Annotated in this window: 27 protein-coding genes; 17 read left to right on the top strand and 10 right to left on the bottom strand. The window is 64.0% G+C overall.

The genetic code is table 11. The annotated features are described in order from the left end of the window. Window positions 1–139: 139 nt before the first annotated feature. Window positions 140–1,666 (bottom strand): AMP nucleosidase, encoded by a 1,527-nt coding sequence (locus ACZ9H4_RS27825; protein ID WP_408146868.1) that lies wholly within the window; start codon window positions 1,664–1,666, stop codon window positions 140–142. 200 nt (window positions 1,667–1,866) lie between these two features. On the opposite strand from ACZ9H4_RS27825, the gene ACZ9H4_RS27820 reads away from it, so the two are divergent. The 7 genes from ACZ9H4_RS27820 to ACZ9H4_RS27790 all read left to right on the top strand — a co-directional run bounded on the left by ACZ9H4_RS27820 (window position 1,867) and on the right by ACZ9H4_RS27790 (window position 7,710). Then, window positions 1,867–2,262 (top strand): hypothetical protein, encoded by a 396-nt coding sequence (locus ACZ9H4_RS27820; protein WP_175165477.1) that lies wholly within the window; start codon window positions 1,867–1,869, stop codon window positions 2,260–2,262. A gap of 238 nt (window positions 2,263–2,500) precedes the next feature. Continuing rightward, window positions 2,501–3,496: a homoserine kinase gene (locus ACZ9H4_RS27815; RefSeq protein WP_408146865.1), complete on the top strand. Its 996-nt coding sequence runs from the start codon at window positions 2,501–2,503 to the stop codon at window positions 3,494–3,496. Further along, entirely contained in the window at window positions 3,487–4,293 is an 807-nt protein-coding gene (locus ACZ9H4_RS27810; RefSeq protein WP_121320253.1) for a BPSS1780 family membrane protein, read from the top strand. Before ACZ9H4_RS27815 ends, ACZ9H4_RS27810 begins: the two co-directional genes overlap by 10 nt. A 171-nt stretch (window positions 4,294–4,464) precedes the next feature. Beyond that, window positions 4,465–4,917 carry a MarR family winged helix-turn-helix transcriptional regulator gene (locus tag ACZ9H4_RS27805; RefSeq protein WP_408146861.1) on the top strand — a complete coding sequence of 151 codons (453 nt, stop codon included), beginning with the start codon at window positions 4,465–4,467 and terminating at the stop codon, window positions 4,915–4,917. 171 nt (window positions 4,918–5,088) lie between these two features. Continuing rightward, complete coding sequence (locus tag ACZ9H4_RS27800; protein ID WP_408155697.1) at window positions 5,089–5,508, top strand: organic hydroperoxide resistance protein; 420 nt, start codon at window positions 5,089–5,091, stop codon at window positions 5,506–5,508. Window positions 5,509–5,706: 198 nt separating this feature from the next. Beyond that, window positions 5,707–7,206, top strand: a complete 1,500-nt coding sequence (locus ACZ9H4_RS27795; RefSeq protein WP_476121891.1) for a cryptochrome/photolyase family protein — start codon at window positions 5,707–5,709, stop codon at window positions 7,204–7,206. 45 nt (window positions 7,207–7,251) lie between these two features. After that, on the top strand, window positions 7,252–7,710 hold the full coding sequence (locus ACZ9H4_RS27790) for a TspO/MBR family protein (protein WP_408146855.1): 459 nt from the start codon (window positions 7,252–7,254) through the stop codon (window positions 7,708–7,710). 102 nt (window positions 7,711–7,812) lie between these two features. Here ACZ9H4_RS27790 and ACZ9H4_RS27785 read toward each other — a convergent pair whose 3' ends face one another. Continuing rightward, window positions 7,813–7,989: a DUF3563 family protein gene (locus ACZ9H4_RS27785; RefSeq protein WP_074766744.1), complete on the bottom strand. Its 177-nt coding sequence runs from the start codon at window positions 7,987–7,989 to the stop codon at window positions 7,813–7,815. Window positions 7,990–8,097: 108 nt separating this feature from the next. Next, the gene (locus tag ACZ9H4_RS27780; protein WP_408155701.1) at window positions 8,098–9,294 is read right to left on the bottom strand and encodes an extracellular catalytic domain type 1 short-chain-length polyhydroxyalkanoate depolymerase; all 1,197 of its coding nucleotides are present in this window, start codon (window positions 9,292–9,294) and stop codon (window positions 8,098–8,100) included. A gap of 366 nt (window positions 9,295–9,660) precedes the next feature. Between ACZ9H4_RS27780 and ACZ9H4_RS27775 the strand changes: the two genes are divergently transcribed. From ACZ9H4_RS27775 to ACZ9H4_RS27760, 4 genes are all read left to right on the top strand, one after another. Beyond that, a complete protein-coding gene (locus tag ACZ9H4_RS27775) occupies window positions 9,661–10,362 on the top strand; it encodes a phosphatase PAP2 family protein (protein ID WP_476121888.1) in 702 nt (233 codons plus the stop codon). A gap of 134 nt (window positions 10,363–10,496) precedes the next feature. Continuing rightward, window positions 10,497–11,270 carry a molybdate ABC transporter substrate-binding protein gene (gene modA, locus ACZ9H4_RS27770; protein ID WP_408146848.1) on the top strand — a complete coding sequence of 258 codons (774 nt, stop codon included), beginning with the start codon at window positions 10,497–10,499 and terminating at the stop codon, window positions 11,268–11,270. 24 nt (window positions 11,271–11,294) lie between these two features. After that, window positions 11,295–11,969, top strand: coding sequence for a molybdate ABC transporter permease subunit (gene modB, locus ACZ9H4_RS27765; protein WP_408146846.1), 675 nt, complete (start codon window positions 11,295–11,297; stop codon window positions 11,967–11,969). Between the two features lies 1 nt (window position 11,970). Then, window positions 11,971–12,672 carry a sulfate/molybdate ABC transporter ATP-binding protein gene (locus ACZ9H4_RS27760; RefSeq protein WP_408146844.1) on the top strand — a complete coding sequence of 234 codons (702 nt, stop codon included), beginning with the start codon at window positions 11,971–11,973 and terminating at the stop codon, window positions 12,670–12,672. 69 nt (window positions 12,673–12,741) lie between these two features. On the opposite strand, the gene ACZ9H4_RS27755 is transcribed toward ACZ9H4_RS27760, so the two are convergent. Next, window positions 12,742–13,578 (bottom strand): TOBE domain-containing protein, encoded by an 837-nt coding sequence (locus ACZ9H4_RS27755; RefSeq protein WP_476121885.1) that lies wholly within the window; start codon window positions 13,576–13,578, stop codon window positions 12,742–12,744. A 208-nt stretch (window positions 13,579–13,786) separates the two neighbouring features. Here ACZ9H4_RS27755 and ACZ9H4_RS27750 point away from each other — a divergent pair, with 208 nt between their 5' ends. Next, entirely contained in the window at window positions 13,787–15,460 is a 1,674-nt protein-coding gene (locus tag ACZ9H4_RS27750; RefSeq protein WP_476121883.1) for a methyl-accepting chemotaxis protein, read from the top strand. Between the two features lie 66 nt (window positions 15,461–15,526). After that, entirely contained in the window at window positions 15,527–16,171 is a 645-nt protein-coding gene (locus ACZ9H4_RS27745) for a hypothetical protein (RefSeq protein ID WP_408146838.1), read from the top strand. 128 nt (window positions 16,172–16,299) lie between these two features. Here the strand turns inward: ACZ9H4_RS27745 and ACZ9H4_RS27740 are convergent, their stop codons facing one another. Further along, window positions 16,300–16,683, bottom strand: a complete 384-nt coding sequence (locus ACZ9H4_RS27740) for a tautomerase family protein (RefSeq protein WP_408146836.1) — start codon at window positions 16,681–16,683, stop codon at window positions 16,300–16,302. Between the two features lie 101 nt (window positions 16,684–16,784). Here ACZ9H4_RS27740 and ACZ9H4_RS27735 point away from each other — a divergent pair, with 101 nt between their 5' ends. Further along, window positions 16,785–17,639 (top strand): LysR family transcriptional regulator, encoded by an 855-nt coding sequence (locus ACZ9H4_RS27735; protein WP_476121881.1) that lies wholly within the window; start codon window positions 16,785–16,787, stop codon window positions 17,637–17,639. A 145-nt stretch (window positions 17,640–17,784) separates the two neighbouring features. Here ACZ9H4_RS27735 and ACZ9H4_RS27730 read toward each other — a convergent pair whose 3' ends face one another. Continuing rightward, the gene (locus tag ACZ9H4_RS27730; protein ID WP_476121879.1) at window positions 17,785–18,324 is read right to left on the bottom strand and encodes a hypothetical protein; all 540 of its coding nucleotides are present in this window, start codon (window positions 18,322–18,324) and stop codon (window positions 17,785–17,787) included. Between the two features lie 244 nt (window positions 18,325–18,568). Between ACZ9H4_RS27730 and ACZ9H4_RS27725 the strand changes: the two genes are divergently transcribed. Beyond that, window positions 18,569–18,931, top strand: a complete 363-nt coding sequence (locus tag ACZ9H4_RS27725; protein WP_408146971.1) for an MbcA/ParS/Xre antitoxin family protein — start codon at window positions 18,569–18,571, stop codon at window positions 18,929–18,931. Continuing rightward, a complete protein-coding gene (locus tag ACZ9H4_RS27720; RefSeq protein ID WP_408146830.1) occupies window positions 18,928–19,629 on the top strand; it encodes an RES family NAD+ phosphorylase in 702 nt (233 codons plus the stop codon). Before ACZ9H4_RS27725 ends, ACZ9H4_RS27720 begins: the two co-directional genes overlap by 4 nt. 46 nt (window positions 19,630–19,675) lie before the next feature. Here the strand turns inward: ACZ9H4_RS27720 and ACZ9H4_RS27715 are convergent, their stop codons facing one another. From ACZ9H4_RS27715 to ACZ9H4_RS27700, 4 genes are all read right to left on the bottom strand, one after another. Then, window positions 19,676–20,413 carry a metallophosphoesterase gene (locus tag ACZ9H4_RS27715; protein WP_408146828.1) on the bottom strand — a complete coding sequence of 246 codons (738 nt, stop codon included), beginning with the start codon at window positions 20,411–20,413 and terminating at the stop codon, window positions 19,676–19,678. A 146-nt stretch (window positions 20,414–20,559) separates the two neighbouring features. Continuing rightward, window positions 20,560–21,993 carry a c-type cytochrome gene (locus ACZ9H4_RS27710; RefSeq protein WP_408327589.1) on the bottom strand — a complete coding sequence of 478 codons (1,434 nt, stop codon included), beginning with the start codon at window positions 21,991–21,993 and terminating at the stop codon, window positions 20,560–20,562. Window positions 21,994–22,011: 18 nt separating this feature from the next. Continuing rightward, entirely contained in the window at window positions 22,012–23,613 is a 1,602-nt protein-coding gene (locus ACZ9H4_RS27705) for a GMC family oxidoreductase (RefSeq protein WP_476121876.1), read from the bottom strand. Between the two features lie 103 nt (window positions 23,614–23,716). Continuing rightward, window positions 23,717–24,352, bottom strand: coding sequence for a sugar dehydrogenase complex small subunit (locus ACZ9H4_RS27700; RefSeq protein WP_408146822.1), 636 nt, complete (start codon window positions 24,350–24,352; stop codon window positions 23,717–23,719). Between the two features lie 384 nt (window positions 24,353–24,736). Between ACZ9H4_RS27700 and ACZ9H4_RS27695 the strand changes: the two genes are divergently transcribed. Continuing rightward, window positions 24,737–25,399: a DUF1345 domain-containing protein gene (locus tag ACZ9H4_RS27695; protein WP_408155721.1), complete on the top strand. Its 663-nt coding sequence runs from the start codon at window positions 24,737–24,739 to the stop codon at window positions 25,397–25,399. Window positions 25,400–25,469 lie beyond the last annotated feature (70 nt).

The following is a 25,469-nucleotide window of genomic DNA, read 5'->3' as shown; positions in this document are numbered from 1 at the left end:
GAAGCATGCCGATTGAAGCACGGCGGCAAAAGCAAAAGCACAAGCAGGAGCAGAAGCAAGGCCTCATGCGAACGCATTGCGCCGGCATGGACGAGCCCCATCGAAGGCTGCCCACGCCGGCCGCCCGCCAACACCGCGCTTACTGAAACGCCACCTCGGCAAAGCTGCGCAGCTTCCGGCTATGCAAACGATGCAGCCCGTTCGTGCGCAATATCTCCATCGCTTTCACGCCGATCTGCAAATGCTGATCGACCTGCGCACGATAGAACTGATCCGCCATGCCCGGCAGCTTCAGTTCGCCATGCAATGGCTTGTCCGACACGCACAGCAAGGTGCCGTAAGGCACGCGGAAACGGAAACCGTTCGCGGCGATCGTCGCGCTTTCCATGTCGAGCGCGACCGCGCGGCTTTGCGACAGTCGTTGCACCGGCTCGCGATGATCGCGCAACTCCCAGTTGCGGTTGTCCACGCTCGCCACCGTGCCCGTGCGCATCACGCGCTTCAACTCGACGCCGTCCAGTTGCGTGACCTGCGCGACCGCGCGCTCCAGCGCGACCTGCACTTCGGCGAGCGCCGGAATCGGCACCCACAGCGGCAAATCGGCGTCGAGGACGTGGTCCTCGCGCACATAGCCGTGCGCGAGCACGTAGTCGCCGAGGCGCTGTGTATTGCGCAGACCCGCGCAGTGACCGAGCATGATCCACGCATGCGGACGCAGCACGGCGATGTGATCGGTGATGGTCTTCGCGTTCGACGGGCCGACACCGATGTTGATCATCGTGATGCCGCTGCCGTCCGCGCGCTTCAGATGGTACGCGGGCATCTGCGGCAGACGCGGCGGCGCGGTGCCCTCCTGCGACTGCTCGCCGAGATTCTCGTTGTACGTGACCACGTCGCCGGGTTCGACGAACGACGTGTATTCGCTACGATAGGCACGCAGATCCTCGTCGTCGGTATGGGCCATCATCGTTCGGCCGAGCTTCACGAACTCGTCGATATAGAACTGGTAGTTCGTGTACAGCACATAGTTCTGGCAATGCGTGGGCGACGTGGCCGTGTAGTGCTTCAGCCGATGCAGCGAGAAATCGACCCGCGCCGCCGTGAACAGCGCGAGCGGATGCGGCTCGCCGGGCAACGGCTCATACGTGCCGTTGACGATGCGGTCATCGAGCAGCGCGAGGTCCGGCGTATCGAACACGTCGCGCATCAAAAACAGGCGCTCGCGATCCAGATCGCCTTCGAGGTGAATGCCCTCGGCGAACGCGAAATGAATCGGAATCGGCTGGTCCGACACGCCGACTTCGATCTGCACATGGTGGTTCTTCGCCAGCAGGCGCAACTGTTCGCGATAGTAGTCGCCGAACAGATCGGGCCGCGTCACGGTCGTTTCGAACACGCCCGGACCTGCGACGAAACCATAGGAGCGGCGCGAGTCGATATGCGTGTTGACTTCGGTGCATACGCGCACGAACGGATAGCAGGCGCGCACACGGCGCTCGAACTTTTCGTTGCGGCGATAGCGCGCGAACGCATCGCGCAGGAATGAGGTGTTCGCTTCGTAGATCGCCGAGAGACGGGTGACGGCTTCGGTCGCGTCGTCGAAGGATTCGGTTCGGAAGCTGCTGGCGGGAGTCTGCACCGCGCGTTGATTGGTATCGTTGATCATCTTCATTCGCCCCTATTGATGAGACGACATTACCACGGAACACTGGTTAGCCAAATCACCTGGCGTTACCTGCAACACATGCGCACGCACTGTCTGCAAGATTGCAGACGCCTCGCGCGAAAGCGGCGCAAAATAAGGCGATCGCGCCCGATCGCCAGGCTGGATTTGCTAGAATCGGGGCACCATATTGGAGAATCACCATGAAGCCGCTCCTTCCCGTCGCCGTTGCACTGGCCCTCGCCTTTGGCAACGCCGCGATGGCTGCCCAGCCTGTCGATGACACTCCGCCGCCCAACGCGCCCCAGTCCGCCAACGAACGGGCCGGGCTGCCTGACCTGGAGAAGATCAATCGCCCGGGCGCCGAGGTCAGCTCGAAGGTCGAAATCAACGTGCCGCGCACGCCGAGCTTCCACGAGCGCAGCGCCAACGGCACCGAAATCACCGAATACCGCGACAAGGGCAAACCGGTTGAAATCAACGTGAATTCGAACCTCGGCACGCGCTACCAGATGAGCGCGCCGCTCGATACCTCGCCCACCGTGCGCGACAACGGCCGCGCCAGCACGCGTTTGCCGTCGGTGAATCTGCGCTATTGATGGATGCCGGGCAGCGGCCCGGTGCGGACCTCCGCAGCGCTTGCCACGCACTTCGCAAGGCGGCGCCCGGGGTTGGGGCCTGGCCGCCGTGCTTTATCCTCGCAACATGGCGTTGCGATGCGGGGTTCGCCACGCGGCCCTGATCGCTCCCGCACAACACCTTTTCAGCACCGCATTTGCCACATATCGCACTGGCCGCCTCGCGCCAGCCCGACCAACCTGATCCGACGTTTCCCGCATGGCTGTCTTCACCGCTGTCAACGAACCCCAACTAGCAGAATGGATGCGTCACTACGATCTCGGCGATGTCGTCGAGTTTCGCGGCATCTCGTCCGGCATTGAAAACAGCAACTTTTTTCTGACGACGACGCGCGGCGAATACGTCCTGACGATTTTCGAAAAGCTGACCGCCGAACAACTGCCCTTCTACCTCGACCTCATGCGTCACCTGGCCGCGCACCGCGTGCCGGTGCCCGACCCGATGCCGCGCGAGGACGGCGCACTGTTCGGCCTGCTGCTCGGCAAGCCCGCGGCCATCGTCACCAAGCTCGAAGGCGCGCCGGAGCTGGCGCCGGGCGTCGAGCACTGTGTCGAAGTGGGGCAGATGCTGGCGCGCATGCACCTCGCCGGGCGCGATTACACCGGCTATCAGCCGAATCTGCGCAGCCTGCCGTGGTGGCGCGAAACCGTGCCGACCATCCTGCCGTTTCTGGAGGGCGCGCAGCGCGATCTGCTGTCGTCCGAACTCGCGCATCAGGAAGCCTTCTTCGCCTCGGCCGACTACGCCGCGCTGCCCGAAGGCCCCTGTCACGCCGACCTGTTCCGCGACAACGCGATGTTCGCGCATGCCGCGCCGGACACCGGCCATGAAGTGCGCCTCGGCGGATTCTTCGATTTCTATTTCGCCGGTTGCGACAAGTGGCTGTTCGATGTCGCCGTGACGGTCAACGACTGGTGCATCGACCTCGCCACCGGCAAGCTGGACGACGCGCGCACCGAAGCGATGCTGCGCGCCTACCAGACCGTGCGCCCGTTCACTGCCGAAGAAAACCGCCATTGGGGCGACATGCTGCGTGCCGGCGCGTACCGCTTCTGGGTCTCGCGCCTGTATGATTTTCATCTGCCGCGCGCGGCCGAACTGCTCAAACCGCACGATCCCGGCCATTTCGAGCGCATTCTGCGCGAACGCCTGTCCGGCGTTGCACATCCAGGCATCCATACTCCATGCAACTGATCGAAGTCCCCGCGAAAACCGGCTATGTGTGGTTCCGGCAGGGTATCTGGCTGTTCCGCAAGAACCCGCTCGCATTCCTGACGCTGTTCTTCACCTACTTGCTGGTGATGACGCTCGTTTCGCAGATTCCGGTGGTCGGCGGCGTGCTGCCGCTGGCGTTCATTCCGGGTGTCGCGGTCGGCTTCATGGCGGCGTGCCGCAACACGATCGCGGGCAAGCCGGTGTTTCCGACCATTCTGGTGGACGGCTTTCACTCGTACGGCCCGGTGGTCACACGGCGGCTGCTGGTGCTCGGCGTGCTGTATGTCGTCGCGATGGGCCTCGTGCTGGCCGGCTCGGCGCTCGCCGACGGCGGCATGCTGCTGAAGGTGATGCTCGGCGGCGGCGCGCTGGATCAGGAGGCGATCGCCAACAGCAATATTCCGCTGGCGGTGATCACGGCCTTCGCGTTCTACATTCCCGTGGCGATGATCTTCTGGTTCTCGCCGATTCTCGCCGCATGGCATGACGTGCCGCCTGCGAAGGCGATGTTCTTCAGCGTCGTCAGTTGCTGGCGCAATCGCGGCGCGTTCGTCGTATTCGGCGCGCTGTGGTTCGCAGTGGCGATGACGGTGTCGCTCGGCCTGTCCGCGCTGATGCAGGCGCTGGGCGCGGCCGACTTCGCGTTCGCGATCCTGATGCCGGCCACGATGATCGTCACGACCATGCTGTACTGTTCGTTCTACGCGACCTATCGCGGCTGCTTCGGCGTGCAAACGCCCGAAGCGCCGGATCTGCCGACCACGCCGGCGGCCTAGGCGTCCGTTCGAATGCCATCGCGGCGCGGGCGCTGTTCTGGCGCCCGCCCGCCAGTTTCTTCCCCTGCGCCGCTTCATCCGCGCCTTCTCCACACTCGTCACGCTGCATGAATTTGCGGCACAATGGTTTGTGTGCAATCGATTTGTACGCTACTTCAGACGAGATGCATCATGACCCAGCGCCCCGCTTTGCCCTTCACGCTCGACGAACAACTCTGCTTCGCCCTCTACTCGACGTCGCTTGCCATGACGAAAGCGTACAAGCCGTTGCTCGAAAAGCTAGGCCTCACGTACCCGCAATATCTGACGATGCTGGTGCTGTGGGAAAGCGACGACGTCACCGTCAAGGACATGGCCGCGCGCCTGAATCTCGATTCGGCGACGGTCACGCCGCTGCTCAAACGCCTCGAAGCGCAAGGCCTGCTGGAGCGGGTACGCGGCGTCGACGATGAGCGGCTCGTGTATATCCGGCTCACCAAAGCCGGCGCGGCGCTCAAGCGCCAGGCGCGCGAGGTGCCTGCGGAAATTCTCTGCGCGACCCAACAGACACCGGAATTCCTGCTGCGCCTGCGCGACGATCTGACGCGCCTACGCGCCACGCTCAACGACTACATGGATCAGTAACCGCGCTGCCGTCAAACGCACGCTATCGTGCCGATTCAAAAATTAGTTTGCACACAAATGATTTGTGTACTATTTTAACGACATGCCGCTTCGATAGGACACCGCCGGAATGGCAGCCCAGCAGACAGCGGCAACCATGCAGACCCTGACAACCGAATAAGGAGCAACGCCATGAACATCCTCTACAAAGCAAGCGCAACGAGTACTGGTGGCCGCGACGGCCGTGCTGTGTCGTCGGACAATGCGCTGGACGTCAAGCTGGCCGCACCGCGTGAACTGGGCGGCAACGGCGCGGCGGGCACGAATCCGGAACAACTGTTTGCCGCCGGCTACTCGGCCTGTTTCCTGAGCGCGATGAAGTTCGTCGCCGGCCAGAAAAAGCAGGCTTTGCCAGCTGACACGCAAGTGACCGCCGAAGTGGGCATCGGTCCGAACGACAAGGGTGGTTTCGCGCTCGATATCGATCTGCGCATCTCGCTGCCGGGCTTGCCCGCGGATGCGGCCAAGGAACTGGTCGATGCGGCGCATCAGGTCTGCCCGTACTCGAACGCCACGCGCAACAACGTCGCGGTTCGTCTGGAAGTCGCCTAAGTGGTGGCACGGCCAAGTGGTTATTGAGTCGGCCAAAGCGGCGCGCGGTCTGCGCGTCGCCACAAATGGCGCCCGCACCCTGCACAATAGGGGCGGGCGCTGTTCCGTTTGGCGGACGCGGCACGCAATCTGCGACACCGGCCCGTGCTGCCTCGTATGACGCAGCCTCTTCACCCCGACCGAAAACTAACCATCCCGATGACACGCGCCCGACGACTGAACGACTCCTTCGACACCGGTCTGGTCTGGTTCCGCCGCGATCTGCGCAACACCGACAACGCTGCCCTCTACTACGCGCTCAAGCATTGCGAGCGGGTCTGGTGCGCGTTCGTACTCGACACGACGATCCTGCAACCGCTCGTCGACGCCTGGCAGGCTCGTCATCCGGGCACCCAGGTGCAGGACCGCCGCGTCGAATTCATCCTCGAATCGCTGCATGAACTGGACGATGCGCTGCGCGCGAAAGGCGGCGGCCTGATCGTGCTGCACGGCGATCCTGCCGACCTCGTGCCGAGTCTCGCTGCCGAACTCGGCGTCGATGCGGTATTCGCGAATCACGATTACGAGCCGGTCGCGATCGAGCGGGACGAGACGGTGCGTGAGCGTCTCACCGAAGCCGGGCGCCAGTGGCTGACGTTCAAGGATCAGGTGATTGTCGAGCGCGACGAGGTGTTGACCGGCCAGAACAAGCCGTTCACGGTGTTCACGCCGTACAAGAGCGCGTGGCTCAAGCGATTGACGGCCTTCGATTTGAAGCCGTATCCGGTGGAAACGTATGCGAAGCATCTGGCAGCGCCGCCACGGAAGCTCGACCGGAAATTGCCCGTGCTGGATCAGCTCGGCTTCACGCCGAGCAACCTCGCGGAACTGGAGTTGTCCACCGGCATGAGCGGCGCCCAGCGTCTGCTCGACGACTTTATGAGCCGCATTGACAGCTACGCGGAGCGGCGCGACTTCCCGGCCGCCAACGGCCCGAGCTATCTTTCGGTCCATCTCCGCTTCGGCACGGTGTCGATCCGCACGCTCGCGCGGCTCGCCCACGAGATGTCGTTGCAGCCCGACGGACAAGGTTCGGCTACGTGGCTCTCGGAGCTGATCTGGCGGGACTTCTACTTCATGATCCTCGCGCATCATCCGCGCCTCGCGAGCGGCGCATCGTTCAGGCAAGAGTACGACCGGCTGCGTTGGGAGCGAGGCCCACAGGCCGACGAAGCGTTCGCCGCCTGGTGCGACGGGCGTACCGGCTATCCGCTGATCGACGCCGCGATGCTGCAACTGAACCGCACCGGCTACATGCACAACCGTCTACGGATGGTCACGGCGAGCTTTCTGGTGAAAGATCTGGGCGTGGACTGGCGGCTCGGCGAGCGCTATTTCGCCGAACAACTCAACGATTTCGATTTCTCGGCGAACAACGGCGGCTGGCAATGGGCGGCATCGACGGGATGCGATGCGCAGCCGTACTTCCGGATCTTCAATCCGATCACGCAATCCGAAAAATTCGATGCCGAGGGGCGCTTTATCAAAGGCTATTTGCCGCAGCTTGCGAAGCTGCCGTCCAGATGGATTCACGCGCCGTGGCAGGCCGGCGCGCAGCGTCTCGCGGAATTCGGCGTGGAACTGGGCAAGGACTATCCGGAGCCCATCGTCGATCACGCCGAAGCACGCGCTCGCACGCTGGCACGCTTCGGGAAGTGAGCACCCGCTTACATTGCTTGGTCGGTATTTCAAGGGGAGGTGAAGATGCGCCGTTTGCCGTCGCTGCTCGTGTTTCTGATTTTGACGCTGGCTACCGGGCTGGTCGCGAGCCAGTTTCTGCCCGATGCCTGGTACGCGTCGCTGCAAAAACCTGGGTTCAATCCACCCAACTGGGTGTTCCCGCCGGCCTGGACGGTGCTTTATGTGCTGATGGCGATTGCGGCGTGGCGCGTGTGGAAACGCGACGGTTCGAGCTCGGCGATCGTCTTATGGGTGGTGCAGCTGCTGTTCAACGCCGCATGGATGTGGCTGTTTTTCGGCCTGCATCGACCGGATCTTGCGCTGGCCGATATCGTGATTCTGCTGATCCTGATCGTCGCGCTGACGTTCGTGTTCTGGCGACGGGATCGCTTGGCCGGCGTGTTACTGGTGCCGTACGTCGCCTGGGTGGCGTTCGCCGCGGTGTTGAATTACGCGCTGTGGCAATTGAATCCGGCTGTGTGAGCCGTTCTTTGCGTCAGCCTGGCTGAGCGTGGGTCACGGCTTGGGCGCTTCGCCCGGGGCATCGGCGTTTCACTACGCGCCGATGCTTTTGACTCGCTCAGCTTAGTGCTGGCTCATCCACGACGGTTGACGGACGTTCGCCTCACGATCGAGCTTGCGCATGCGGAATTCGAGATCGTACAGATCGGTCGCTTCGGCGAGGAACGCGTCAGCGCGCTCTTTCGCGAGTTGGTCGGGCGATTTCGTCAGAAAGAGGAACAGTCGGCTAAGCAGGTACATGATCGACCTCGTCAATGAATTTAGGCGTTAACTCTTAAGGGATAACCCGTATTATAGGGAAAACCCTAGGATCGCGCTACTGCTCATTTCCGAGGCGTTGTTTCCGGGTCACCGTCCGGCCGACGAGGCCGCCGTGGCGGCGCTTTCCGCGATACGGCCGCCGCCCGTCCGGCGCTGATGCCTGAAGAATTCCCACACCATGGCGCTCGCATCCGGGCCTTTCGACGAATGGAACGGCACGGCGTCGTCGCCGCCGCTCCAGGCGTGAGCGAGCCCTTGCACCCGGCACAGCCGCACCACGCGCCGACCGCCGCGCACGAAATCGCGCGTCACGACGCCACCCTTGCGCTCCTCGCGGACTTCACCGGATTTGCGGGCGCCGTTCGCGTCGACGATCCGGTTCAGGCGGAGGAATTGCTCCGCCAATTGATCCGCATTGACCGGCGCGACGACGTGATCGGCGTCGCCGTGGATGACAATCGCCGGCATGCCGGGGTAGTGGGCCACGTCGGTCATCTCGTCGGCGAGCGCAGCCGGCTCGCGGCGTGCGCCGCGCCGCATCACATCCATCGCGGTAATGCCCGAGCGGGCTTCGCCGAAAGCAGGGCCAGAATGCAACGCGACTGCGGCAAAATGCTGCGGATATTTGACGGCGAGCAACGCTGTCAGGCCCGCACCGGCGGAAATCCCGGCCACGTACACGCGCTCGGAATCGAAGCCATGCTGCGCGACCAGCGCGTCCACGAGCGACACCACGGCGCGCGCCTCGGCCCCGCCGGCGTTTTCGCCCGCGTCATACCAATGCCAGCAGCGGTGCGAATGCGCATGCTTCGATTGCTCCGGATACACCACGGCAAAGCCGAAGCGGTCCGCCAGCACGTTCATCCGCGTGCCTTCGGCGAATTCGTCGATCGACTGGGTACAGCCGTGCAGCATGACGACCAGCGGCATCGCCTCCAACGCATGTCCCGACGGGATATACAGGCCGTATTGAAGGTGATTGACGAGGCGCCCGGGTGCGGCCGGCGCGGAATGGAACGAGCGCGTCCACGAGCCGCTCGCCCAGGCCGACGCGCGCGGGCGCACCCGCGACTCGCGCACGACGGCGCGCGGCGTCTCGCGCTTCGCGGGCACGCGCAGCGCGGCCGCCGGCTTGACCGGCCGAACCTTACTCGACGGCTTGGTGGTGGCGCTCCGCGTCGGGCGCGGCGTGGGGCGCTTGGTGGTCTTTTGAGCGTGCTCGGTTTGAATCGCGAGCAGCCGCTTCAGCCCGCGCAGCCAGATTTTCGATAGGCTTTTTGCCATCAGCGGATAACCTCGCAAAAAGGGACAGGATTCGTTCGGTAAAACTTTGAACGACGTTTCGTTGTGCAATGCACAATAACACCAATCCTCATGCGATGCTGAACACCCAGGACCGCAGCCAGGTCCAACATTTCCACCCGGAGAACCTTCGAAGCGCTTAGGCGTCGAACTGCTTCAGTGCCTGTTTGACGCCTAAGCTTCGGCGGCCAAAGGCGCGGCGCCGGGCAAGACCGCGATGCAACAGCCGTCTATACTGGCGGCTAAATCAATCGATGTGCAGGCCTGCGCCGCGTCGGCGCCTCGCGCCGTTTGCGCCTCGATTTCTTCACCAATCCGATTCTGCGCGGCCTGGGCCGCACTCCTGCCATGCCCGATTTACCTCTTCATTTGTGGTATTCGATCACCAGTCTCGGCGGTGCCGGCATGACGCTGCCGCTCGCCTTCGCCATCGCGCTCTGGCTGGGGCTGGGCTATACGTGGCGCATGGCGGCAGGCTGGCTGCTACTGCTCGGGGCGGCGATCGGCTTGGTAACTGTCACCAAGCTGGCGTTTCTCGGCTGGGGCGTCGGCGTGCGCGAGCTGGATTTCACCGGCGTCAGCGGACACGCGATGCTATCCACTGCCGTCTATCCCGTCGCACTGTTCCTGATGCTGCTGCCCGCGCGTCCCGCCGTCCGGGTGATCGGCGTCGTGCTGGGGCTGGCTGCGGGGATTGCGGTGGGCTTGTCGCGCGTCGTGCTGAGCGCTCACTCGCCGTCTGAAGCGGTCACTGGTTGCCTCGTCGGTGCACTGGCTGCGCTGGTGTTCGTGCGCATGGCGTGGAATGCCGAACCGGGCCGTCTGTCGGCATTGCCGGTCGCGATCAGCATGCTGGTTCTCGCTGTGCTCATGCACGGCGTACACGTGCCGACCCAGCGCTGGGTGACGAACATCGCGCTGACGGTATCCGGCCATGACAGGCCTTTCATCCGGGCCAAGTGGAAAGCCTTGCGCAATGTCCATCCGGCCACGGCACCGTTCTCGCAAACGCTGAACACGCTCGCCCCTCCGCCCGCGCCCCGCGTCTGAACACCCCCTGCTGCATCCCAAAGCGCTTTATGCGCGTGGATAAGGCTTCGTCGTGAGTACCGTTATAACTAGTCATATATTACGATGAGGTTTTATTCCGTCGCTCCGGTCCGCGCCGGACATCCAGGTCCTCCATGACACTTGCCCGCCGCTTTCTGAAACACGCGCTGTGCGTCGCCAGTGCGCTGCCCGTCGTGATCAGCGCGAATGCTCGCGCCGATGAACTCGTCGTCTCCGCCGCCGCCAGCCTCACCAACGCGTTCAAGGCGGTCAGCGACGTCTTCGAGCAGCAGCATCCGGGCACCAAGGTGTTGCTGAACTTCGGCGCTTCCGACGTGTTGATGCAGCAGATCGTCAAAGGTGCGCCCGCCGACGTGTTCGCCTCCGCGGATCAGAAGGCCATGGACAAGGCCGCCGCCGAAAAGGTGATCGTGCCGGCCACCCGCCGCGACTTCGCCGCTAATTCGCTGGTGCTGATCGTGCCGTCCGACAGCCGTTTCGCACCGGCCACGTTGAGCGATCTGACGTCGGCGAACGTGAAACGTATCGCATTCGGCGATCCGGCCTCGGTGCCGGTCGGCCGCTATACGCAGGGCGCGCTGCAGGCCGCCGGCGTGTGGGACGCGGTGAGCGCGAAGGCCGTGCTGGCGTCGAACGTGCGTCAGAGCCTCGACTACGTGGCGCGCGGTGAGGTCGACGCCGGCTTCGTATTCAGCACCGACGCCGCGGTCATGCCGGACAAGGTCAAGGTCGCGCTGAACGTGCCGACGCAAACGCCGATCACCTATCCGATCGCGCAGGTCGAAGGCAGCCGTCACGCGGCCGATGCCCGGGCCTTCATGAACTTCGTGCTGTCGCCGGCCGGCCAGAGCGTACTCGCGAAGTACGGCTTCAAGCCCGCTCATTAACGCCAACGGGACTCGCACGCGCTCATGCAACAGGCCTGGATTCCGCTTCTGCTGTCGTTGAAAGTGGCGGGCTGGGCTACCGCGCTCACGCTGGTGTTCGGCGTCGCGGCGGCCTTTGGTTTGTCGCGCTGGCGCTCCGGCGCGCGCGACGTGATCGATTCGCTGCTGATGCTGCCGCTCGTGCTGCCACCCACCGTGCTCGGCTACTACCTGCTCGTGCTGCTCGGACGCCGCGGCGTGATCGGCGCGTGGCTCGACCGCTTCGATATTCAGCTGGTGTTCACGTGGCAGGGTGCGGTGATCGCGTCGACGGTCGTGGCGTTTCCCTTGGTGCTGAAATCAGCGCGCGCCGCGTTCGAATCTGTCGATCCGCAGCTCGAACGGGCCGCGCGCACCCTCGGCGTCAGCGAAACGGCGGTCTTTTTCCGCGTGACCCTGCCACTCGCCGCGCGCGGCATTCTCGCAGGCGGCCTGCTGGCGTTCGCGCGCGCGCTCGGCGAATTCGGCGCGACGCTGATGATCGCGGGCAACCTGCCGGGCCGCACGCAAACGCTCTCGGTGGCGGTGTATTCGGCGGTGCAAGCCGGCGACGACAGCACCGCGAATTTCCTCGTGCTCGTGACCTCCATGACGTGCGTCGTGATCCTGTTGCTCGCGGGCCGTCTGGTGCCGCAGCACACGCTTTTGAGTTCGCGCTGACATGCCGCTCGCCGTCGACATTCGCAAGACCTTCGAGAGCGCCGAGCGCCGCTTCACGCTCGACGTGTCGTTCCGGGCGACCACCCAGCGCGTGGTGTTGTTCGGGCCGTCCGGCGCGGGCAAGAGTCTGACCTTGCAGGCGATCGCCGGGCTCCTGCGTCCCGACGAAGGCGCGATTACGCTGCATGGCGACGCGCTGTTCGACAGCGCGCGCGGTGTCGATCTGAAACCGCAAGCGCGCAAGATCGCCTACCTGTTTCAGGACTACGCGCTGTTTCCGCATCTGAACGTGCGGCAGAATATCGGCTTCGGCTTGCGGCAGGGCTGGTTCAATCCGCGCGCGCGGCATGCGCATCCGCAAGTCGACTATTGGCTCGACGCGCTGGAATTGCAAAACGTCGCGGGCAATCATCCCGTGCAGTTGTCGGGTGGTCAAAAGCAGCGTGTGGCGCTGGCGCGGGCGCTGGTCGCGCAACCCCGGCTGCTACTGCTGGACGAGCCCTTTTCCGCGCTCGATAGCGCATTGCGCCAGCGTATGCGCCAGGAGTTGTCGGATCTGCAAACGCGGCTCGACATTCCGATGGTGTTGATCACACACGATCCCGACGACGTCGCCGCGTTCGGTGATCAGGTCGTGCAAGTCAGCGACGGTTGCGTGCGCGAGAATCATCCGTTTGCCGGCTACGCGCGCAGCGAGTCTTGACTCAGACGGGCATGCGGCGCTGGACGTTTTTTACGGGTGTGGCGTGCGCCACCGCCCCCTTCACCGCCCTCAATCCTTCACCCCAAGAATCACGCTCGATGCCTTGAACGCCGCGACGGCGTTCGAGCCCTCGGCGAGACCGAGCGCATCGACGCTGTCATTCGTGACGACCGCCGTGACGACCCCGCCGCCAGCAAGCATCAGCGAGACCTCGGCATTGACCGCGCCGCGCTTCACGCTCTGCACGGCGCCGCGCAACTGATTGCGCGCCGACAGCTTGAGCGGCGCGCCGCTTTCGTCTTCGACGAGCAGCACGATCCACGACGCCTTGATCAGCGCGAACGCGGCCACACCCTCGACCAGGCCCAGCGCCTCGGTGCTCTCATGGGTGAGGACCGCGACGATCCTGTGACCGCCGGGCAGCGCCAGCGAGACTTCGTCATTGACCGTGCCGCGCGTGATTGCCGACACCGTGCCGTAAAACTGATTGCGCGCGCTGGTCTTCACGCCGATGCGGCCGATCAGATCCCAATCCGTCGCGAAGCCTTCGATCGCCGCGCCCGCGCGTTCGAGAAAGCGCCGATGCTCGCGTTCGACCGCGTGAAACGTCTCGATCAGCTTCACCGCGCGCGGCGTGAGCGTGGTGCCGCCACCACCTTTGCCGCCGGTCAGGCGCACGACGAGAGGCTCGCCGGCGAGGTTGTTCATCGTATCGACGGCGTCCCACGCGCCTTTGTAGCTCATGCCAACCGCTTTCGCCGCGCTGGTGATCGAGCCGGTTTCGCCGATCGCCGCGAGCAGCGCGATGCGCGGCGCGCCGCCGAGCGTCTGCGCGCCGGCCTGGAACCAGACGGAACCGCCGAGTTCAAGAGATTCGTGGGGAGGATCGGTGCGGTCGGATGTCATGGCGAGGAGCGGGTGGAAGGTCCGGAAAGGGACAGCGAATCATTATAACGACGCGTAGGTGCACCACCGCCCGCCCGACCGGCGCGTCAGGCTTAAGAAGCCGCCCTGGATTGCCGTTATCCCGCATTAACGTCAGACAACCTGAATTTTCTATAAAACAACACGAAGTCGGCGTCCCCTTTGTTCCAATCGAGAGACTTATCCCAAGATGCAGTGGCTTTCCAATCTCAAGCTTAGCCAGAAGCTTGTGGGCTCATTGATGCTGTGCGCATTCGTTACGGCCATCGTCGGCACGGTTGGTGTGCTCAAGGTGCGCGAAGTCGCGACGATGCAGACCGAAATGTACGATCGCGAATTCATTCCGATGCGCCAGGACGGCACCGCCGCCTGGCAGGCCGCTTCGCATTTTCGCCGGCTGTATTCATACATCCTGAACCCCGATCCTGCCGGCCGGGCCGACACGGTCAGACTGAATCACGGCGGCGAAGCAGCCATCCTCGCCGCGTTCGACTACGAACGCACGCACGCATCCAACGACGCGCAAAAGCAGTTGCTCAGCGATTTCGACACTGCCTGGCCGGCCTATATGAAGTCGGTCGCAAAGGTCGAAGCGCTCGCCGATCAGGGAGACCAGACGGGTGCGCTTGCCGAGTTGAAATCGACCACCGACCCGATGCACGTCAAGCTGCGCACCCTGGTGATCAAATTGTCGGACGTACGCGACGAGCTCGCGAAGCAGCGTGTCGCCGACGGCGCCACGCTGGTCGCGTCGGTGACGTGGTGGATCGCGATCTGCGCGCTCGTCGGCGTGGCGGTTGCCATTGGCCTCGGGCTGGTGGTCACGCGCGCGATCGTGCAACAGATCGGCGGTGAACCGGCGGCGGTCGCGCAGGTTGTCGAGCTGATTGCCAGCGGCGACCTGAGCGCGCGTGTCGACGTCGGCGGCGCGGATCGCCGCAGCATCCTGTACGCCGTCGCGCGCATGCAGGAGCGGCTCGCCACGACGATCGGCTCGATTCGCGAAAGCGCCGAGTCGGTCAGCGTGGCGTCGAAACAGATCGCCAGCGGCAACATCGACTTGTCCGCGCGGACCGAAGAGCAGGCCGCCTCGCTCGAACAGACCGCGGCCAGCATGCAGGAACTGACGCAGACGGTCAGCCAGAACAGCGACAACGCGCGTCATGCGAATACCCTCGCGCTGAAAGCCGCCAGTGTCGCCGACACGGGCAGTACCGCCGTGGAAGGGATGGTGCAAACGATCGGTCAGATCAGGGGCAGCTCGACGAGAATCTCCGAGATCACGGGCGTGATCGAAGGCATCGCGTTTCAGACCAACATCCTCGCGCTGAACGCGGCGGTCGAAGCCGCACGCGCGGGTGAGCAGGGCCGCGGATTCGCGGTCGTCGCGAGCGAGGTGCGCAGTCTCGCGCAGCGCTCGGCCAGCGCGGCAAAGGAGATCAAGGAAATGATCTCCACGTCGGTCGCGACGATTCAGGGCGGCACGCAACAGGCGTCGGAAGTCAGTGCGACGATGGTCGACATCAAGGAAGCGATTCGCCGCGTGTCGGATATCGTTGGCGAGATCGCCACGGCCTCCGAGGAACAGAACCGCAGTATCCAGCAGGTCGGCCAGGCCGTGACGCAAATGGACGAGACCACGCAGCAGAACGCGGCTCTCGTTGAACAGGCCGCGGCGGCTGCGCAATCGCTCGAAGGGCAGGCGGGGAAGATGAAGCAGGCGGTGTCGGTGTTTCGCATTGGAGAGGCTCGAGGCTTCGCTGCGGCGATGAGGCCTGTGGTCGATGAGGTGTCGGCGAAGTCTGCAGGTGCGGTGCCGAAGCGGGCGCTCGCGAGTGGGGATAGTGACTGGGATACGTTCTAGTCTCGCCTGTGCCAATCACTTGATCCTTGCATCACGCACGTCGCTCAAATGGGAGTCGGGTTTGCCATGGACATGTTCATTTCAATTCACGATGTATATTTGTCGATATCTCGCTGGAAGGTAATAACCAGGATTTACAGCGAAGCAAGCATTTTCTGGAAAATCACGCTGTGGGCAACAAAGGCTCTCTTTCTGGCCGCTGCCACATTCGGATTCTTTGCGTCGTCATGGCATCCGTACTTTGCGGCTCTTCTGGCAATAACGGTCATATGGGCGGTATCGTTTCAGAGGGCTCGTTCGGAGGTCTTCGCCGAACTCTACCGCCTCCATCCAAAGCCGATGCGGTACTTCTCAAAGAACTATCAATACATTCGATATTTGACATTCAAAAACCGTCTTGAAGCAGATTCTCTTGCGGCAAGAGCGAAAGAGGTACTTGCATTCACCGATACGCTAAACGACCCTCACCCTCGCTCACCAATAATGTCGCATCCGTTGATCACTTTTATGCTTGGCGCCGTCCTGGCCATATTGAGTGGTGGTGCCGGACATTGGCCGATGCAGTATGTTGTCGGCGTGATAATGGTTTTGGTGTTGATGGCGTACGTCTCGTGCATGATTCTTGATGTCACGCAGAGGCCAACATCCGACCTGAAGGAATTCAGGCAGTTTTTGCTGTGGGTGAATGACCAATCTGGAACTCATCCGTGATGTAAATGGCAGTTTTAGAAAATCTGAAAGTTCGTTCAGGGCGCATGAGGGGACTCAGCCAACCTCCCCTCATCCGGCGACTCGCGTCCACAATCAACCGCCAGCCCCCACCGATTTCACCCACTCATTCACGTCGCGTACTGCGCCACCCCATTCCCAAACGACCAATTCTCCTTCTCCACCTCGACGAGACTGATAAACACATCCTCTCGCCGCAGCCCCGGTGACTTCGCCAGCTCATCGACAATCCGCCGATACAGCGCCTTCTTCTGCTCGATCGAGCGCGTGTTGCTCACAGTCAGCTGAATCACGACGAAATCGTCGCTCCGCTCGATATTCAGATACTGGCGGTCATAGATCAGATTGTCGGCCTCGTGCTCGGTGATTAGCACGAACTGGTCGTCCTTCGGCACGTTGAAAGTGTCGACCAGCGAGCGCTGAATGCCCTCGGTCAGCGCTTTCCGGTATTCGGCCGGCTTGCCGGCGCGCAATGCGATTCGTGTGAGCGGCATGATGACTCTCCTTTGCTTGCTTCGATTAGGTCAACACAGCTTAGGCGCGTCCATCCATAATAAACAGACATCATTGGCTATTTCATCTATATTCATTGGAAATGAAAGTCCTCGATCTCGATGCGGTGCGAGCCTTCGTTCTGGTCGCCGATCTGCACAGTTTCACGCGTGCAGCGGACGCGCTCGACACGACGCAATCGGCCGTCAGTCTGAAGCTCAAACGGCTGGAGGCGCATCTGGGCAAGCAATTGCTGGAGCGCACGCCGCGCGTGGTGCGCCTGTCCGCCGACGGCCACGCGTTTCTTGCCGCCGCGCGCGAATTGCTGAACGCGCACGAGCGCGCGCTGGGTTCGTTGTCGGTGGAGCGCCGGCGGCTCGTGCTGGGACTCAGCGAGCATGTCGCCGGGCCCGATCTGCCGCTGCTGCTCGGCCGGCTCAATGCGCACGACCCCGGTCTGGTGGTCGAATTGCACATGGGCCAGTCGGCGGCACTGCTCGCGCAATTCGATGAACGTCGGCTCGATGCGGCGATCGTTCGCTATGGCGCCGACGAACCGCCGCGCGACGACGCCCAAGTGCTGTTCAGCGAGCCGCTCGGCTGGCTCGCGACACCCGCGTGGCTGCCCAGGAGGGCCGGCGAGCCGTTGGCGCTGGCGCTGCTGAGTCCGCCGTGCAACGTGCGCGACGTGGCACTGCGCACGCTGAAGGAGGCGGGAATTGCGTGGCAGGAAGTATTCATCGGCGGCGGGGTCGCGGCGGTCGGCGCAGCGGTGGCGGCGGGACTGGCCGTGTCGCCGCTGGCGCGCAGGGTGGCGCCGCGCGGTTTGGTCGATGTCGGCGCGCGGCTTGGCTTGCCGGCGCTGCCCGAGTCACGCGTTACGCTGCATTCGCGGGTGCGCGACCCGCGCTCGGTGGAAACGCTGCGCCTGGTGGCGAACGGGCTGGCGACCGCGTGACGCGCCGGTCGCCGCGCTCAGTCGCGGATCAGGCTCGGCGCGATGCGCTACCGGCTAGCATCGGCGGCGTTCGTCGAGCCTGGCCGCACGGCGTTGGAACCGCAGGGCGGCAAGTCCAGACGCAAATGCGCCGCGTGAGTCGCGATCAGCGGAGAATCGGCGGCAGCGATCCGCTGCTGGCGGTCGCCGGATTGGCGGCCGCGTCGAGCGGAGCGGCGCTAACGTTTGCGGACGCGGCCGGCGCGTTCATATGCGAGGCCGCCGGTTTCGCCGCGACCTTGACCGGATGGGCATGCGCAGTGCGGCTTTGAACCAGGTTCGCATGGACGATCTTGCCTTGATGCGACTTCGCCTGCGTCTGCGCGAGCGATGCATGGGGCTTTTTAGCCTGCACCGTCACGATGGCTTTCGTGCCGGATTTGCACGCGGCCGATACTTTGGGGCAGCCCTTGACGTTGCCCTTCGCCGCGACCTTCTTCACTCCGCCATGCGCCGCGGCTCCGCCTGCCGACGCCACACGCGGCGCCTTATGCCCCGCAGCGCTCACCGCGTGCCTTGAACCCGTCTTTGCCTCGACCTTCGAACCCGCCTTGAGCTTGCCCGCCGCCCCCTTCTTTTTCTCCGGCTTCGCGGCATGCCTGCTCGCTTCGGGCGGATTCCAGACTTCCGTGTAACCCGCAGCCATAGCCGCCTCCGATACACACCAAACGGCGAGCGCCGCTGCTACTGCTCGAACCCACATCTGCTGCTTCTCCTGATCTTCGACTGCATAACGAGTCGGGATTATATTCTCTTGCAAAAATCCACATTTGGACTAATATCAATATTCAGTACACGTAGGGACTTACCCCCATATGGCTCACGCTGCCCGCCTCAACTCGCCCGAAGAGCCGATTCGCCGGCCCGTTTCGGCACCCACGTTCCCGCAGATGTCGGCGGCGGGTCTGCGCGCGTTTTTCAACATCGCGCGCGACTGGGACCTGAACGCCGACGAGCAGATCGTGCTGCTCGGCTCGCCGGGCCGCTCCACCTTCTTCAAATGGAAAGCGGCGCCAGAGACGGCGCGCCTCGGGCGCGACACGCTCGAGCGTCTGTCGCTGCTGCTCGGCATCTACAAGGCGCTGCAAATCCTGCTGCCGCAACCCAGCGCCGCCGACGCCTGGATCAAACGCCCCAACAGCGCGCCGCCGTTCGGCGGCCGCCGCGCGCTGGACCGCATGCTGGCGGGCAACATCAGCGATCTCGTGGCCGTGCGCCAGTATCTCGACGCAATGCGAGGCGGCTGGGCGTGACACAACCGCATTGGCAGGACCGCTGGCCACCCGCGCCGCTCGACTGGTCGCCCGCGTATCGTGTGATTCCGACGCGTTTTCCGGCCGTGAATCTGTTCGACCGGGTCGCCTCCCCCGAAGATTTCGACGCGCTGTACGCGCTCGAAGCAATGACTAACGACCGGCTGCGCACCGAAGTCGGCGAACTCGATCTGGTGCCGCGCGAAGAGCGCCGCTTCGGCCCGGGCTATGGCCCGATCATGGCCGCGTTGACGCATCTGAACCCGCTCGGCAGCCGCTTCTCCGACGGCACGTACGGCGTGTTCTACTGCGCCCGTTCGCGCGCCACCGCGATCGCCGAAACGCGCTATCACACGGGGAAATTTCTGCAAGCAACCGCCGAGCCGCCGATGCGGCAGCAGATGCGCCTCTACACGGTAGCGGCGCAAGGCAGCGTGGTCGATCTGCGCAACGATGCGTCACTCGATCTCGCCGTGCTCTCGCCGGACGATTATCTGGCCGGGCAGTCGCTCGGCCGCGCCGTGCGCGAGGCGGGTGCGCCGGGCATCGTGTATCCGTCGGTGCGAGACAGTGATGGCGAGTGCCTTGCCGCGTTCCGGACCACGCTGCTGCGCGACTGCCATCACGCGGCGTATCTGGAATACAACTGGAACGGCACGAGCGTGGATATGGTGTTCGAACTCAGCCAGGTCGGCTGACTGGCCGAATGGGTCGGGGCGAAGCCCCGCGGCCAACGCGCACGGATCAGGGCAGCGCCAGCGCGGCCGCCCCCTCGGCGCGCGCTTCCTCGACCGAAATCGACCAGCGCAGCAGAGCCTGCGGCTGCACGATCGTCAGCTTGCCGCCGGGGCCGAACGCGCCGGTGTCGATGAACACCTGCGAGCCGATCTGCGTGATGTCGCGCATCGGCGTGTGGCCGCAATAGGTCAGCGAGAGCCCGCGTTGCCGCAGCGGATCGGCGTTGCCTACCGCGAGCTCGCGTCCCCAGAGCAATTGCTGGCGGGTGTCGGCCGAAAAATTCCCGGCGTCGAGCTCGGCGTCGGTGCCGAAAAATTCGGCGTGCAGAATGTTGAAGCGCTCCTTGCCGCTGCCCACCACGCGCACGAGCGGCAGCGGCCGCAGCCGTTCCGCATAGTGCTGCAAGCGTTCGTCGGACAGATTCGCCGCCCACGCGCCGCCGATTCCATACCACCACTGACGCCGCAAACGCCCTTCTGCGACAGCGCAGAGCGTGTCTTCGTGATTGCCGAGCACGGCGAAAAACCACGGCTTCTCAAGCAGTGCCAGCGCCTGCTCGGAATGTTCGCCGCGATCGACCAGATCGCCGACCGAAAAGAGCCGGTCGCGCGCCGGATCGAACGCGATGAGGCGCAGCAGATAGCGCAACGCGTCGACGCAGCCGTGCAGATCGCCGACCACGAAGTCGCGGCCGCTCGCATTGGCTGCATGATGCTGAACTGGGTTGACGAGTACGGTGGACATTTGCTCATGATAATGCTGCATCCGCGAGTGCGTATGCGGGGTGCCTATCGTATCCTGGCGCCTCAGTGAGCAAAAATGACGTAAATCGACGCAAAAGCGGCGCATTTCCGGGCTTCCTTACCGGAAACGCACCAATCCGGCGCAGTCTATTGCGGGCGGGACGGCGGACGCAGGCTGGCGACCTGCTCGGCCGTCACTGTCGACTGGGGATTGCCGAACTGCCGCGTCACGTAGTTGGCGATCGCGGCCACCTGCGCGTCGGTCAACTGGTTGCCGAAAGCGGGCATCAGGACGTCCGCATGCTTCGTCGTGCGTCTGACGCCGTGCAGAATTACCTGCGCCAGATTGTCGGCGCCGCTCGCGCCGACCGTCGAATTGTGGATCAGCGACGGATACGCCCCCGGCGCACTCGCGCCTACGCCTTGCCCCGTCCAGCTGTGGCAGCTCGCGCAATTGGCGACGAAGAGCTGCGCCCCGTTCACTCCCTTTATCGCGGCGCCGCGCAGCGCACTGACGTCGTCGGCGGGATTGCCCCATTGGTGGCGCGGGCGCGCTTCGCCGCCGCTGACCGGTGGCACCGAGCGCAGATAGATGACGATCGAGCGCAGATCGACCCGCGACAGATACTGCGTGCTGTCGGCCACCACTTCGCCCATCGGACCGGCCGCATTCGCGCGGTCTGGTGCGGCGCCGGTCGAGAGATAGGCAATCAGTTCGTCATCGCGCCATTCGCCCACGCCGCTGATTTTGTCCGGCGTGATGTTGAACGCGTGCCAACCGGCCTGCACCGCGCCCGAGAAGCGCGCGCTCGATTTCAGCCCTTGCATGAAATTGCGCGGCGTGTGGCACTCCTCGCAATGCGCGAGGCCTTGCACCAGATACGCGCCGCGATTCCACTCGGCGCTTTGCTTCGGATTGGGAACGAAGCGGCCTTCGGTGAAATTGAACAGATTCCAGAACGCCATCAGCCAGCGTTGGTTGAACGGGAATTTCAGACTGTTCGCCGGCGGCGTGAAGTGGATCGGGGTGAGCGTGTTGAGGTAGGCGCGAATCGCCAGCAGGTCCTGTTCGGTGACGCGCGTGTACTCCGCATAGGGGAACGCCGGGTACAGCCGTTCGCCGCCCTTGCCGATGCCCTCGTGCATCGCGCGCAGAAAATCGGCGTCGCTCCATCGGCCGATGCCGGTGTCGGGGTCCGGCGTGATGTTCGGCGTCACGATGATGCCGAACGGCGTGTCGATCGGCAGCCCGCCCGCGAACGGACGCGACGGGTCCGCCGTGTGGCAGGCCGCGCAATCGCCGGCGCGCGCCAGGTAGGCACCGCGCTTGACCAGATCGATGCCGCCCGACACCACGGGTGTCGCGAGGGCAGGGGCCGGTTGCGACGCGTCGTCGGCGCGGGCCTGCATGATCGGCAATTCGTCTGCGGGCCGCGCTTTCGGCGCGTGCGCCTCATGCCACGCGACACCCAGTGCGAACAGCGAAAACGCCGCCGCCAGCATCGCACCATTGATGCGGCGACGCCGCGCACGCTGCACGTGCGCATCTTCGGGCGGCGCGCGAGAGGTGCTCTTCGTCATGGCGGCTCCCCGATCGGCTCAGATTTCGCGCTTGAGCTTGTCGGCCAGCTTCAGCGACAAGGCCGCGATCGTCAGCGTGCAATTCACCGACGCGGCGCTCGGCATCACGCCGCTGCTCGCGATGAACAGATTCGAGTGATCGTGCGTGCGGCAGTCCGCATCCACGACCGAATCCGCCGGATCGTCGCCCATGATCGTGGTGCCCATGATGTGGCTGTGGGGCACGAGAGAATCGTCGAACGTGATCTCAGTGCCGCCGAACAGCGCCGCGATCTGCCCATACAGGTCGCGCGTGTTGGCGGCGCTCTTCTTCACGTAATCGCTGATCGAGTAGTAGATCTCGGGCTGCGGGATGCCGAGCGCATCCTTGTGATCCGCCGACGGCACGACGCGATTGTGCGGCTCCGCCAGATGCTCGTGGAAGCTGCCGATGCTCAGCGTGCGTGCCGCGCGGTCACGAATCTGCCGGTCGAGTTCCGCGCCGGTGAGGCCTTTTTTCAGCAGCTCGGCGGTCACGCCGAGAGTCGGCACGCCATTCGACAGATGCAGCTTCTTCGCCGCGTAATCGGAGCGGAACGCGCCGTCGCGGAAGTTGACGATCGACGTCATCTCCATCGGGCCGCGGCCCGGCCACAGCGGTTCGTTGGCGAGGAAGCTCACGCTCGCGCCCGGATGGTCCATCAGGTTGCGGCCCACCTGGTCGGCGCTATTGCCGACGCCGCGCGGGAATTTGTCGGAGGTCGACATCAGCATCAGCTTCGGCGTTTCGATAGCGTTGGCGGCGAGCACGAACAGCTTGCCGCTCACGCGTGTGCTGTTGCCGCTCGGGTCCTTGTAGTGGACCGCCGTAATGAGCCCCTTGTTGTCCGCTTCGACGCGGTACACCACCGCTTCGGGAATCAGTTTCGCGCCGGCCTGCTCGGCCTTTTCCACGTGTATCACGCCGTTGTACATCGCGGCGATCGGGCAGATCGGCATGCAGTTGTTGTTGCCGCAGCAGATCGGCCGCGCATCGTATGGACGGCTGTTGCGCGCCATCGGCTCCGGCACGACCTTGAAGCCCTGCGCATTGAGCACGTCGCTAAAACGCTGATCCATGTAGGACAGCGGCAATGCGTTCATCGGATAAGGCTTCGAGCGCGGCGAGCCGAGATCGATCGCGCTGTCCGGCCCAGACACGCCCAGTTGCACCTCGGCCTGCGCATACCACGGCTCCAGCGTTTCATAGGGATACGGCCAGTCGCGTCCCACGCCATACAGCTTGTGCAACTGGAAGTCCGACGGCAGCAGCCGCCACGCGGCGGCGGCCCAGTGCCAGGTCGTGCCGCCGACCAACCGCACATACTGCGCGGCATACGGATGGTCGCCCTTCTGGATCAGATAATTGTTGGCGGGCGCGTACTCGGGATGCGGTGCGTAAGGTGTCGACGGATACGGCGTCGAGAAGTCCCACTTGGCCGGCGAGTTGCGGAAATTCTCGACGATCTGCCAGCGCGGAATGCGCGGCCCGGCTTCGAGCAGAATCACCGATGCGCCCGCCAGCGCCAGCTGATGCGCGACCAGTCCGCCTGCGACACCCGAGCCGACCACGACGATATCGGCGGATTGTGAGTTTGCCATCGCTGCCCTCTTTGCTGGCTTATTGTTGCTGGCTATGGCGCGTACCGGCGCCGCGTCGAACGGCTCGACCGAACGATGCGGCGCGCGCAAGCGCGCATGTCATTCAGCCGCTCAACGGCTTGCGTGTCCAGTAGAACGGCACGTCGCGGCAATAGGAGGGAACGGTCAGCACGTCCTTGACGGGGTCGAACATCAGCGCTTTCTCATACGCGATCACCTCGACACGCGGCAGGTCGCCGACGAGGCCCAGATACCACGCGCGCATGATCGCGCCGACCGATTCCGCGAGCGCCGGCTGCTCGGCCTGCAACGCCTGGGTGACGATGTCGGACGGCACGCCGCCATGACCTTGCAGCCACGTGTTGAGCGCGGCGACGTGCTGCGTGAACTGGCTGTCTGATCTCCCGAGCGCGCCGTAGACACGTTGGCCTAGCACAGCATCGAAGCCGGGGCGGCCGGTGAGACGTTGCGACAATGCGAGGAAGGCGTCGAGTCCGCCGCCTGCGGGCGGCGCGTCGGCGAGCGCCGGCGCGATCCACGAGAACGAACCCAATGAGCGGCCCGCGCCGCCAAACGCGAGCGCCGCCGAAGCGGCGCAGGCGCCGAGGACCCATGCTCTGCGCGAGGCCGAATACGAACAGTGAAGCGACGGTGACGGCGAAGACAAAGCGGATGACGATAACCCGGCGGGATGCGTCACGGCCTCGTGCGCATCGGTATCCTCAGGAACATCTGTCATGGGGACTCCCAGATGGTGAGTCATTTTTCAACGTGCAACGCTGCGCCAGTGTGACGCCGTTCGCGCGTTGCCTCGATTGTGCGCTTCCCCAACCCTGATCTTCCGACGCCGCTCAAACGGTCTTGTGTGCGCGCATGAAGCCATGCAAGCCACCTCGCCTCGCGCCGGTGACACCTCGTGACAGGTGATTCGCCTGCACGGTGCGGTGCTCGCTATGCGGCACATTCGCGGCCTGCGTTGCGCGACGCTCCCTGCCGGTTGCCTTTCAACTGAAAGCGGCACGCAAGGCCGCTGCGAGAGACTATAGCCGCGACCGACCGATTCGCCAAATGCTCGCCGGCACGCGAGTAGAATCCGCGACACCACGCCCTGGCCCCTGACTCCATGCTCACAAAATACTATCCGCAGGTTCTTCGCAATCGACCCAGAACGGTGATCGGCCTCGTCATCGGCATCGTGGTCGCGCTGATGGTGCCCATCCACACGAGTTCGACGGCGCGCGCGCTGATCGGCTGGGACGCCGCGGTCTGGAGTTACCTATTGATGATCTGGGTGCACATGGCCTTCGCCGACGAACATCGGGTCCGCGAATCCGCGGTACGCGATGACGAAAACGCTGGCGTCGTGCTGTTCGTCATCTGTCTGGCGACCATCGCGAGTATCGCGGCGATCGTGATGGAGCTGGCGTCGGCCAAAGGAACCGCCGGGTCGTCGAGCGCATGGCACTACCTGCTGACCGGTCTCACGCTGATCGGCGCGTGGTTTCTGATTCCAACCATTTTCACGCAGCACTACGCACGGCTCTATTACGACACCGATGCCAAGGAAACCGCGCTGCTGTTTCCCGATCACAAGCTCCAACCGAACTACTGGGACTTCCTGTATTTCTCGTTCACCATCGCCGTGGCATCGCAAACGTCCGACGTCGTGTTGCGCTCGCGTACGATTCGCCGCACCGCGCTCGCACAATCGATTCTGTCGTTTTATTTCAATGTGGCCGTACTAGGCTTGTGCGTGAATATCGCCGCGGGCCTGCTCGGCTCATAACGTGGGCTATGCGGCCTATGCGGCCCACCCGCACCCGCCCGCCGCCGCAAATTCGCCTTTTGCGGTAATC

The organism is Paraburkholderia sp. TE9906, from assembly GCF_056279605.1.
This window is presented reverse-complemented; position numbering and strand designations above follow the sequence as displayed.